The sequence below is a fragment of the Psychrobacter phenylpyruvicus DSM 7000 = NBRC 102152 genome, assembly GCF_000685805.1.
Classification (GTDB): Bacteria; Pseudomonadota; Gammaproteobacteria; order Pseudomonadales; family Moraxellaceae; genus Psychrobacter; species Psychrobacter phenylpyruvicus.
Genome location: NZ_JMKP01000018.1, coordinates 51,794 through 62,991, shown reverse-complemented (window position 1 = coordinate 62,991; position 11,198 = coordinate 51,794). Strand labels below are relative to the sequence as shown.

Annotated in this window: 10 protein-coding genes; all 10 read right to left on the bottom strand. The window is 37.2% G+C overall.

The window, feature by feature from the left end:
• Positions 1–157: 157 nt before the first annotated feature.
• Entirely contained in the window at positions 158–1,255 is a 1,098-nt protein-coding gene (locus G561_RS0108305; protein WP_028859129.1) for a hypothetical protein, read from the bottom strand.
• A gap of 172 nt (positions 1,256–1,427) precedes the next feature.
• A complete protein-coding gene (pseI, locus tag G561_RS0108300; RefSeq protein ID WP_028859128.1) occupies positions 1,428–2,483 on the bottom strand; it encodes a pseudaminic acid synthase in 1,056 nt (351 codons plus the stop codon).
• Positions 2,476–3,123 (bottom strand): UDP-glucuronic acid dehydrogenase, encoded by a 648-nt coding sequence (locus G561_RS0108295; RefSeq protein ID WP_028859127.1) that lies wholly within the window; start codon positions 3,121–3,123, stop codon positions 2,476–2,478. Before G561_RS0108295 ends, pseI begins: the two co-directional genes overlap by 8 nt.
• Before the next feature lie 2 nt (positions 3,124–3,125).
• A complete protein-coding gene (gene pseG / locus G561_RS0108290) occupies positions 3,126–4,226 on the bottom strand; it encodes a UDP-2,4-diacetamido-2,4,6-trideoxy-beta-L-altropyranose hydrolase (protein ID WP_028859126.1) in 1,101 nt (366 codons plus the stop codon).
• Positions 4,223–4,909 (bottom strand): pseudaminic acid cytidylyltransferase, encoded by a 687-nt coding sequence (gene pseF, locus G561_RS0108285; RefSeq protein WP_028859125.1) that lies wholly within the window; start codon positions 4,907–4,909, stop codon positions 4,223–4,225. The genes pseG and pseF overlap by 4 nt, the downstream gene beginning before the upstream one ends.
• The gene (pseC, locus tag G561_RS0108280; protein ID WP_028859124.1) at positions 4,906–6,063 is read right to left on the bottom strand and encodes a UDP-4-amino-4,6-dideoxy-N-acetyl-beta-L-altrosamine transaminase; all 1,158 of its coding nucleotides are present in this window, start codon (positions 6,061–6,063) and stop codon (positions 4,906–4,908) included. The genes pseF and pseC overlap by 4 nt, the downstream gene beginning before the upstream one ends.
• A complete protein-coding gene (pseB, locus tag G561_RS0108275) occupies positions 6,064–7,062 on the bottom strand; it encodes a UDP-N-acetylglucosamine 4,6-dehydratase (inverting) (RefSeq protein ID WP_028859123.1) in 999 nt (332 codons plus the stop codon).
• A 5-nt stretch (positions 7,063–7,067) separates the two neighbouring features.
• Positions 7,068–8,348, bottom strand: a complete 1,281-nt coding sequence (locus G561_RS0108270) for a lipopolysaccharide biosynthesis protein (protein ID WP_051584465.1) — start codon at positions 8,346–8,348, stop codon at positions 7,068–7,070.
• Between the two features lie 35 nt (positions 8,349–8,383).
• Positions 8,384–10,642 carry a polysaccharide biosynthesis tyrosine autokinase gene (locus G561_RS0108265; RefSeq protein ID WP_028859121.1) on the bottom strand — a complete coding sequence of 753 codons (2,259 nt, stop codon included), beginning with the start codon at positions 10,640–10,642 and terminating at the stop codon, positions 8,384–8,386.
• A gap of 83 nt (positions 10,643–10,725) precedes the next feature.
• Positions 10,726–11,160 (bottom strand): low molecular weight protein-tyrosine-phosphatase, encoded by a 435-nt coding sequence (locus G561_RS0108260; protein WP_028859120.1) that lies wholly within the window; start codon positions 11,158–11,160, stop codon positions 10,726–10,728.
• Positions 11,161–11,198: the final 38 nt, after the last annotated feature.

Below are 11,198 nucleotides of genomic sequence, written 5' to 3'. Positions count from 1 at the left end.
CGGCTCGCTCTTTCATTTCAGGGGTATAGTTTCGTGTTTTCATTGTCGTATTCTCTCAGAAAATTGAGTCTCCGACAATCCCGGGGCGGTTCACAGCCTTAAAATGTATTTACCAGGGGTTTTAATAATAGAAAGGCTGTTTGAACTAAATTTTATATTACTTATATTCTAGTTCTAGTTTGGATGAATGATTTTTATCTTTTAAATATCTAAACGCATATATAAATATTGAAAAAATTACTACGTCTGAAAATAGGAAAGCACCCATTACATCAAGGCTATATCTAATATATAAAACTATTATAAAAAATATTAATTCATATTCTTTAGTTTTTAATATTGTAATAAAAATTAGTAAGAACAATATAATACTAGGAATTCCATAATTTATGTGGGCAAAGATAAAAGAGTTATGTGGGTTGTTATCAAACAAACTAATCGTAGCACAACATTCAGCAATTTCTCTCCCAAAGATAATGTCTTGTAGTGATGGGTCGGTTATATACTCATTAAACATAGCTGTCCTAGGAGATTCTAGACCTTCAGAAAAATTAGTCTTCTCAAGAATAAACATATATATCGTACTTATTGAACTTAACAGTATAACGCTTAGTATTAAGAAGAGAGATTTACCAAACCTCTTATATAATGAATAAATTAATATCATGCTTCCTAGAGCTATTCCGGAGCGGCCGTATAAAATTAATGAGTTAACAAAGAAGAGGGATACTAAAAATATGTTTATTTTTTCATTGTATTTAAACGAAAAGAATAAGTAATATATAATACTTACTATTAGGTAAGAACTGACCATATTACGGCTAGCATTGAATAAAATATTATTTCCAAAGTTGACATCAAACCCATTTTGTAATCCTATTTTGAAAACTATTATATTTAACAATAAATTTAAATAAAATATGAGGTTTAGAGCACTTTTTCCGTTTAAAATTAAAGAGATAAAAAAAGCCGAAACTCCTATCAGTAGCGTAAGATACTTATAATCATCTTTAGCAGGTGATAAGATTGTAAAAATTAATAAAGCTAATAACGCCGTTAATATAAAGACAGCATTTCTCAGAATAAAGCCATGTCTATAAGTATATATAGCTAATAGAATATTAACTGGTGTAATAGCCGCTAATATATAGAGATAAGGATAAGGCCCATATAATAAGTTAAATACAAATAAAATTATCTGAAACCCACACAATAAATTGATTATATTCTGAAACTGAATGTTTAACTGAGTCATAATTTTCAATCTCAAATTGCACTTAGTTATTGCTAATCTTAATTACTATTAAAGTAACAATGTATGGGGCTAGCTACTAGCTAGCAATAATATTGAGCTAAGGTATGCTAAAGACATTAATAGTATTTATATTCTTAAATCAACAGGCCTTAACACTATCAGTTTTTTGGGACTATATTTTCGTTTCGATATATTTTAGTTGAACGGCTGTGTTTTTATAAACATCGTTCGAAACTCTTTTACCAACAACCTCATCATAAAACTTAGGAGCAAGACCAAAGCCAGGTCGTACGCTGCGAATAGCATCTTCAGTAATGATATCACCTGCTTTTAAGTCTTTAACAAAGTATAGAGAACGGCGGAACTTGACATTGTTTTGTTCACTACTTTTACGTCCATAATTCACAGAGCCAAGAGCTTGCCAAGCTGTTTTACTATCTCTACATAAAGCAACTAAATCTTCAGGCTCAAGAGAGAAGCTATCATCAGGTCCACCACCATTACGGTCTAAGGTAAAGTGCTTTTCAATAATAGATGCGCCTAAGGCCACACTAGTGACTGCTGTTGTGTTATCAATAGTATGATCGGACAGACCAGTTACTAAGCCAAAACGCTCTCTCATATCTAAGATAGTGCGTAGATTATAGTCTTCTGCTGGAGCAGGGTAGCCACTGACGCAGTGCAGAATAGCCAACTCTTTACAGCCACCAGAGCGTGCTGCCTCGATCGCTTCTTGGATTTCTTCATCATCAGCCATACCAGTGGATATAATCATTGGTTTACCCGTGCTTGCTACATATCGTATAAGAGGCAAATCAATCGCTTCAAAAGAAGCAATCTTATAAGCTGGAGCATTTAAATCTTCTAATAGATCGACAGCTGTGTTATCAAATGGTGAGCTAAACATAGTAATATCTAGTTCACGAGCATATTCAAATAGAGGTTTATGCCATTCCCATGGAGTGTAAGCTTTTTCATAAAGACTGTATAGGGTCTCGCCATCCCATAACCCGCCATGGATTTGAAAGTCAGGTAAATCGGAATTTAAAGTGATAGTGTCTGGAGTATAAGTCTGTATCTTTAAAGCATCTGCGCCTGCCTTTTTTGCTTCTGCAATAATAGCTTTAGCTGCGTTAAAATCACCATTATGGTTGGCAGACATTTCAGCAATTATGTATGGAGGTGTATCTAAACCGATAATACGGCCATTAATATTAATATTATTCATCGCCTACTTTCTCTAAAGTTAATTTAAATTTCTTACCATGAATTTCTAAGTATGCTGGGAATCGATTAGGATCGCACACTCTTATTTTATTGAATTGGCTCTCAATGCTTTTAGATATATCTAGCTTACTATCTAAAGGGGTACGTTTTGGATAATAAGTTGGCTCTATATCAGTATTTTGCGGGGTAGGTACGATAGAGTCAAAATTGCGTACAGCAAAATCAATTAGTTCAATTTCTTTTCGGAAAAGATTATGATTAATTTCATCCCATAATGCATGATTTGGAATCTTAAGCCTTATTTTTTTCCATATATCTCCACTATCGACCTTATCCTCGGCCTCTAGAAGGGTAAGAGTAATTTCATTAAATCCTTCGACTATCTGCCATATATGTGGACTCCATCCTCTTCCCTCTGGAAGGTCGCTAGCATGAAGTACTAAGCTTTTAGTATAAAAAGAGCGATCTTTCTTATTAATGATTTCTGAACAAGAAATTAGGAATAAAATATCACCTCCACTCAATTCACTTTTTTCTCTAACTAATTCAATAGTATGTTCGGTTGAATTATCTTCAATCCAATTATATAAGTAGGAATTAACGGGATGCTCTGAGTCACTACACAAAAAACTGATTTTCATTGTCAAACTCTATTTGTATTAGATAATAATTTAGAGGCTCTTTTCACACCTAACCCATCACATATTAAGCTTGCTGACTTACTCATGTTAAACAATCTATCTTCGTTAATAATACGCTCTATATGTAAGTCGACTTTCAAATTATCATGAAGCTTCGCTAGAAGCACTGCGCCGAAATCTTGTAAATTCTTAGCAATCAGCAATTGGTTTTCGGCTAAAACTAACATAATAGTAGGCAGGCCTAAACAACATCGCTCCCAAGAGGTGGACCCTGCAGCACCAATAGCTAAGTCGCTACTTGCCATCAATTCAGCCATATTAGAAACACCTGTTTTCACTTCTGTAAACCAAGGCAATTGTTTAGCTTTATTTTTTACAGTATTAATACATGGAGAAGTTGAACCCATTACTACAGTTATTTTACATGATTTGGGCAATAGGGTATGCTTTAAGGATTCTAATATATTTGAGGTTATATTATCTTTATCTACACCGCCTAAGTTGATTAAGATATGTTGTAATTTATTATCTTTTCTACGCGCCAAACTATACTCACGCCATTTAGAAAACTCTGGACGTAGCAGAGCATAAGTAGTTCCGCATAAAATTTCGCAGTGATTAGGGACAAGATTTTGATAGTCTTGCTTATTACGACCAAACGTTTGATCAAGTAAGAGATCACAGTCATGCTTTCTATCTGCCAAATCATCAATCACTAAAACATTATCGCAATGAGGTCTTAGCTTTTCTTCCCAATAACTATCCAACGCGTAGTGATCAATAACTAGCCATTCTGGTTGTATTGAACTAACGATATGTAGGGTTTGCTTAGCATCTGTCTCTTGAGTAGCCTCTAACCATTCCGAGTGAAATAGGGTAGATTCAGCTTGATTCTTTGTACTGCTATCTAGAGATAACCCCTTAAGCTTATAGGTTTCATAACCTTTTTGAGTGATAAAATCTATAAGATTGCCTTTATGCTCACGACATATAAAATAACATTTGGCCCCCTGACGAGCTAACTCATCGGCAAGCGTTAAACAACGCATGACATGACCAGTACCTATTTGGATTGAAGCATCACAGCGAAAAACAACATTCATAGTTGCATTGCCTTAAACAATAACTCGGCACGTTGCCAATCTTCAGGTGTATCAATATCCTGAACTCGATGTCTAGGCAAAATAACGGGCGTAGATTCAGAGCCGAAAATAACCTTTTCTGTCAACCATGCATCTATTGTACCCCAATAAAACTGTCCTGCGTCATGATAAGCCTCTTCTAAGTCTTGTGAGCGAGCATTAAATTGCTCAGGCTCAAACATTTCCACACCGAGTGAGGGCTTAATCTTGAAAGCTCTTTGAATAGGGAAAGCGTAGCTAGTTGCTGAGAAGGCATAAGCTGCGCTAGTATCTTCTAACTGGTGCAAACCTTGTTTTATAGCATCAGCAGTTATAAAGGGTGCAGTAGCATACAGGCAGCAAATAAGCTTAGGATGGTAGTCATGTTTAAGTAACCAGTTAGCAGAGTGCTGTATAACAGGAATAGTACCAGCATAGTCGTTGGAAAGCTCTTCTGGTCTAATAAAAGGTACTTCAGCCCCATACGCTCGTGCTACTTCTGCAATCTCAGTATCGTCTGTAGAGACAATTACTTTATCAAAGCAACCAGATTTAATAGCCGCTTCAATTGAGTAAGCAATCATGGGCTTTCCACAAAATTCTTTGATATTCTTTCGAGGAATACGTTTGCTGCCTCCACGGGCCGGAATAACAGCTACTTTCATGCTAATAACTCTTTTAAAGTAGATACTACTTGATTTTGTTGCTCTTCAGTCATAGTTGGAAACATAGGCAAACTAATAGCTTCTTTATAATACTGCTCAGCCTCCAAGAAATCACCTTCTCTAAAGCCCATTTCTTGATAGTAAGGCTGTAAATGCACAGGGATATAATGAAGATTAACTAAAATACCTGCTTCGCGCATACCATTGAATACTTCAAGGTGAGTTTTAGATATTTTATCTAGCTGTAAACGAATGACATAAAGATGTAGGCCTGAGTAGCTATCCTCACTCTGCCAAGGTAATGTAATAGGCAGGTCTTTAAGCATTTCATTATAACGTTCAGCAAGCTCATGACGCTTAGTAACATACTCATTTAAACGCTGCATTTGAGATACACCTAGAGCAGCCTGCATATCTGTCATTCGATAGTTATAACCAAGTTCAATCTGTTGGTAATACCAAGGCCCATCAGCAGGTTTAGTCATCAAGCTCTCGTCACGAGTAATACCATGGCTACGTAACAAGTTTAACTGCTCTGCTAACTTAGGATCATTCGTAACCGCCATACCACCTTCAGCAGTGGTCACAATTTTTACAGGATGGAAGCTAAATACCGTAATATCGCTATAGCGACAGTTACCGATAGGCTCACCTTTATATTTACCACCTATAGCATGAGAAGCATCTTCGATAATCTTAAAGCCATATTTTTGTGACAAAGTATTAATAGCTGCCATATCACAAGGTTGACCACTAAAATGCACAGGAATAACAACTTTAGGTAGCTTATCTTCTTTTTCTGCGATAATAAGCTTCTCTTCTAAAGCTTTGACACTTAGATTATAAGTACTAGGGTCAATATCAACGAAGTCCACTTGGGCGCCACAATACAAGCCGCAGTTAGCAGAAGCCACAAAAGTATTAGGTGTGGTCCATAACCAATCACCTTTACCCAAACCTAATGCTAGACAAGCGATGTGTAGGGCAGAGGTAGCACTGTTAACAGCTATTGCATATTTTGCATTACAGGCATGCATAATAGATTTCTCAAACGCAGGAACCATAGGTCCCTGCGTTAGGAAATCCGATTGCAATACCTCAACTACCGCATCAATATCTTGTTGGTTTATATCTTGGCGACCATATGGAATCATTTAGATGCTCCCGATTTTTTCACGATTGATTTCAATCCATTCTTGAAGTTGCTCGTCACTCATCCATTCAGAGTTATTATCGCTTGCATAGACAAAGCCTTCTGGAACGCGTTTACCATCTTTGATACGGGCAGGATCTGTTGCCCACTTATTAATAGTTGGTAAGATTTTGAAGTGCTCTGGATATTCGTAAGTATAGTACGCGTCTTCGGCACTAATCATCTGCTCATGCAGCTTTTCGCCTGGACGGATACCAATAACTTCTTGCTTTGCTTCTGGTGCCACAACACGAGCTAAATCAGTCATTTTCATTGACGGAATCTTCTTAACGTAAATTTCACCACCTACCATATCTTCAAAAGCATGCCACACTAATTCGACGCCGTCTTCTAATGAGATCATGAAGCGAGTCATACGCTCATCAGTAATTGGCAATACGCCTTTATCTCTGATAGACATAAAGAAAGGAATGACAGAGCCACGTGAACCCATTACGTTGCCATAACGTACTACTGAGAACTTGGTGCCATGTTCGCCAGAGTAAGAGTTGCCTGCGACAAATAACTTATCCGAAGCCAATTTGGTGGCTCCATATAGATTAATAGGGCTACTGGCTTTATCAGTAGATAATGCAACTACACCCTTAACCCCTTTATCAATACAGGCATCAATTAGGTTCATTGCACCATTAATATTAGTTTTCACACATTCAAAAGGATTGTACTCTGCAGTAGGTACAATTTTAGTTGCTGCAGCATGAACAACATAATCAACGCCGTCTAAAGCACGGTATAAACGATCTTTATCACGTACGTCACCAATAAAGAAACGAACTCTATCATCACCAATAAATTTCTTGGCCATATCCCATTGCTTCATCTCATCACGAGAGAAAATAATGATTTTTTTGGGATTATATTTAGCCAATGTCATTGGTACGAATGTATTACCGAATGACCCTGTACCGCCTGTTATTAAAATTGTTTTGTTTGTTAGCATATTTTCTAAACCTTTAAATGGAAATTAAACCATGGCATTGAGAACCGCTTATGAGCTATATACCATGTTAACAAAAATCGAATACCCATAGATATTGCAAATGCAATAGATGCACCTTCTAAATCCAATAATCGAATTAAAATAAATAGTAGTACAATATTTAGAAGCCCCGAGCTTAGTGAAGCAATAGAAAGCAATCCTGTTCTTTTAGAGTAGAATATGTAGTTAGTTACCATAAGGTACATGCCTTGAAAGCCCTGTCCTAATGCCAACCATCCTATTACTTCGCCAGCTTTGGAGTATTGTTCACCAGCGATGAACACTACAATATATGGGCCAATATAAAATGATAGACACGCACCTATTAAAATTAAAGCAAACCAAGCATAGGTAAACTTAACTATTTTAATCTTCTGTTGTTGATTGTCTTCTTTTAGTTTTTCAAATAGCCAAGGCACATAAGCTTTATTTATAGCATCAAACACTATATTTATAGCAGCAGTTAGTTGTATTGCCACCATATAGATACCAGCTTCTGCTAATCCAATTTCTCTATTAATAACAAATCTATCAACTGTCGTTAATAAAAACCCTCCCGCAATATGTGGAATGAGAGGGACACCAAATTTTAAAGCTTCCCTTATATAATCTTTACGCCAAACAAATACTTTTAAGAGGTGATCTTTATTCAATAGAAGTAGACTTGTTAATGAAAAAATAAGCGTCGTAATGATCTGAGCATTAATCCGACCTTCTGCACCTTTAAACATTACTACAACGAGTAATAATGATAAAAGCATGTTAAGAAGACTTTGAGATATTTGAAATATACCAAACTTAAGTGCTAGCTTTTGTACTTGCCATTGACCCAACCTAATACTTACAATAGCACTGCATGCAGCAGTAATAACAGCAAAAATAATGTAAGACGTCTTCAAGCTCAACCACTCTGAGAATTGGTTTTGAAATATAAAAAGAACTATAAAGACTAAGGTTGAGAAAATAGAAATGAGTTGAATGCACGAACCAATAAATTCAGCTAGCTCTTCGCGATTAAGATTCGAGTCATAGTACTTTCGTCCGGCCGCACCAACAAACACACTTCCTGTAAAAGCACCTAAAGCGCCAAGTAGAGTTTGGAACATAGCAACCTCTCCATATTCAGAGGGAGAAAGATATCTTGTTAGAACTGGTAATAAAATGAAAGGTATAATACCGTTCAAAATATTAGATAGAAGATAAATACTAGTCCCACCTATAAAGCCACTTGCTTTTGGTTTTTTCATAAAAGATATCAACGATAAAGCTTTAATTTTAATTCTTAATCTTTGGAGTTACCATAAGCATAATTATAGTGATAACTATATTTACTAGTAATGCCCTGTACCATGTCATTTAACACAATACCATCTACAGTCACGTTGGCTTTATACATCTGTTTAACAGCATACGCTAACTGTCCTTCAACTGAGTGGTTGTATCGAGTGACCATAAGTACTTTATCTGCATACTGTGCGGTGATTATCGCATCAGAGACTGCCAGTACTGGTGGTGTATCAATGATAATATAATCATATATTGCTACCAGTTGTAATAGCATTTTACTGAACTTATCGGTAGATAATAGAGAAGCGGGATTATGAGGGTGTTTACCTCGAGGCATAAAGTCAATAAATTCAAAGCTAGTAGGGTGAATAAAGTTAGCTAAGGTGGCATCAGATTCGGTTAAGTAATCGCCTAGACCATTACTTTGACTAATGGTAAATATCTTATGTAACTCACCACGGCGCATATCGCCATCGATAATCAGAACTTTTTTATTTAGCTGAGAGAATGTCTCTGCTAAGTTCGATGATATAAAGGATTTACCAATCCCCGGCGATTCGCCAGAAATAACAATAATCTTACCTTGTTTAGCAGCCTCTTCTCTTTCTAGTTCACCAAAGACACTAGCCACTTTGCTGACTGGTGGCATGGCGAACATCAAAGAGGTACGTAGACTTTTAATACCTTCATAACTTAGGCCGTCATGATCAACCATGGCTAGCAGACGGCGACTATTTTTATTGTTTTTCATTAAGTTAATAGCGGTTTTTGAGCGAGGGATAGTGGCAATAACTGGCACGCCCGTTTTTTCTTCCAGGCGTTCAGGATCTTTAACAGTATTGCGTAGTAAGTTTTTGGCCAATACTAATAGTGAGCCTAACAAGGTACCAATGATTAGCGACAAGGCCCAAATAACCAGTCTTCTAGGAGCGATCTTTTCAAAAGTACTAATAGGCATATCGACTACACGCACATAGCCAATCTCACCAGCACGAGCAATCTTAAGCTGCTCATAGTTCTTCAGCATGGTGAGATAAATTTCACGGTTGATCTCCATATCTTGAGATAGCTGTAAGAACTCACGCTGAGTTTCAGGCATACGAGTTACCGTCTCTTTGATTTCCTGGCGTCGTGCATTAAGCACAGCTAACTGATCATTAATTTGTACTACTAAAGGGTGCTCAGCAGTATAGTACGTCAACAGTTCGGCCTGCTTTAGTTTAAGCTCACTAAGTTGGCGTTCAATTTGAGCACTTTCATTTAATAAGATTTCAGCCTCTTTACTGACATCTATAGTACCGTATTGCTCACGGAATTTGTTAAAGGTCTCCTCAGATCGCTCTAGCTTTTGCTTCAGTTGAGGAATTTGTGATTCCATAAACTTAATGGTTGTGGTTGTTTGCTCTGAGCCACGGGCTAAGTTTTGATCGACATAGGATTGTACTACATTAGATAATACACGACTAACCTGCTTTTGATCTTCTCCGGTTAAAGTTAACTGAACAATACCGGTTTTTTCTCCACGTTCTGAGACTGATAGGGCCTTACTTAAGTCTTCAACTGCTGAAGGTGTTGAAAGCTTAGTAAGGCTTATGTTATGTCCGACAGCGGGTAGGGAGTGGACTGAGATATTAATGTCCCCTTTAGGAGTCTTAATAACAGTTGGGCTAGCGATATTACCTGTATAGGTTTCAAGTTGATCATTGATCTCAATACTTAGTTCAAAGCCAGTATTTGTTTTGACAATATTGAAAGTTTTATTTTCATAAGCTTGAGGCACTGTGAAGCTTGAGATACGAACTTCACCTTGCTCGGTATCTAAAAACACCCCTTCTTCAGTGCTAGTCTGTGTTGGTATATTGGACTGAGAGATACGGTCCAACGCTCCAACTTCTGCATCACTAACCTTAATATCTAAATGCAGCTTACTTACCACAGGTACCAATACCATACGTGATTTGATTAATTCTCGTTCAGTTTCCGCTGGTGTAGCTTCCGCACCAACTAACTCGGAGATATTAGAACCTAAAGCCGCAATACCTTGAGACTTTTTATCAATTTGTATAAGCGCATCGGTCTGATAAGTAGGCTGCACATAACGGCTATAAGTAAACCCTAAGGCTAAGCCCAACAAAGCACAAGTAAGGATAGTTTTCCAACCACGTAACAGTGTCAGCAGCAATGCAATCAGATCGATCTCATCATCATTTTGAGTGGCATCATTGGTAGAAGGGTTTGGCACAGTTTGACTCATAGATTTTTCACTATTTATTAATTACTTGTTAAACAAAGGGGCTTATTGTTCACAGCGGCCTATACAATGAAAGAAGGGGTATATTAACTTATTTTATCTTGCCATTCATCAATGCCACGCACGATGTCTTGATAGGCAGTCTGAAACGCACTCATTTCATGCTTATAAGGGTCAGCAATATCGTTACCATTCCAGTGACCTAGCTTAAAGGTTTTACCACGACAGAACGGCCAACGCTCTTCGATCCATTTGTTCTGACTGTCAGACATGGTGAAGATTAAATCGGCTTTCTGTGCTAACTGCTCATCAATCTGCTTTGCTACATGATTGGTAATATCGATATTTTGCTCTTCTTGCATGACTTTGATTGCTGCGTCATCGGCTCCATGACCCACCAAGGCTCCAACGCCGGCAGAGTCAATATTTTTCTCAGGGAAACGCTGCTTTAATAAGGCTTCCGCCATAGGGCTACGACAGATATTACCCACACATACTACCAAGATATTTTCAAAAGCCATGAGAGACTCCTACAACTAAACTCTAAAAATAAAATCTT

What these genes read in the sequence shown, in the direction of transcription:
- G561_RS0108305 (WP_028859129.1), bottom strand. Translation starts at nt 1,255, where the DNA reads ATGACTCAGTTAAACATTCAGTTTCAGAATATAATCAATTTATTGTGT.
- pseI (WP_028859128.1), bottom strand. Translation starts at nt 2,483, where the DNA reads ATGAATAATATTAATATTAATGGCCGTATTATCGGTTTAGATACACCT.
- G561_RS0108295 (WP_028859127.1), bottom strand. Translation starts at nt 3,123, where the DNA reads ATGAAAATCAGTTTTTTGTGTAGTGACTCAGAGCATCCCGTTAATTCC.
- pseG (WP_028859126.1), bottom strand. Translation starts at nt 4,226, where the DNA reads ATGAATGTTGTTTTTCGCTGTGATGCTTCAATCCAAATAGGTACTGGT.
- pseF (WP_028859125.1), bottom strand. Translation starts at nt 4,909, where the DNA reads ATGAAAGTAGCTGTTATTCCGGCCCGTGGAGGCAGCAAACGTATTCCT.
- pseC (WP_028859124.1), bottom strand. Translation starts at nt 6,063, where the DNA reads ATGATTCCATATGGTCGCCAAGATATAAACCAACAAGATATTGATGCG.
- pseB (WP_028859123.1), bottom strand. Translation starts at nt 7,062, where the DNA reads ATGCTAACAAACAAAACAATTTTAATAACAGGCGGTACAGGGTCATTC.
- G561_RS0108270 (WP_051584465.1), bottom strand. Translation starts at nt 8,348, where the DNA reads ATGAAAAAACCAAAAGCAAGTGGCTTTATAGGTGGGACTAGTATTTAT.
- G561_RS0108265 (WP_028859121.1), bottom strand. Translation starts at nt 10,642, where the DNA reads ATGAGTCAAACTGTGCCAAACCCTTCTACCAATGATGCCACTCAAAAT.
- G561_RS0108260 (WP_028859120.1), bottom strand. Translation starts at nt 11,160, where the DNA reads ATGGCTTTTGAAAATATCTTGGTAGTATGTGTGGGTAATATCTGTCGT.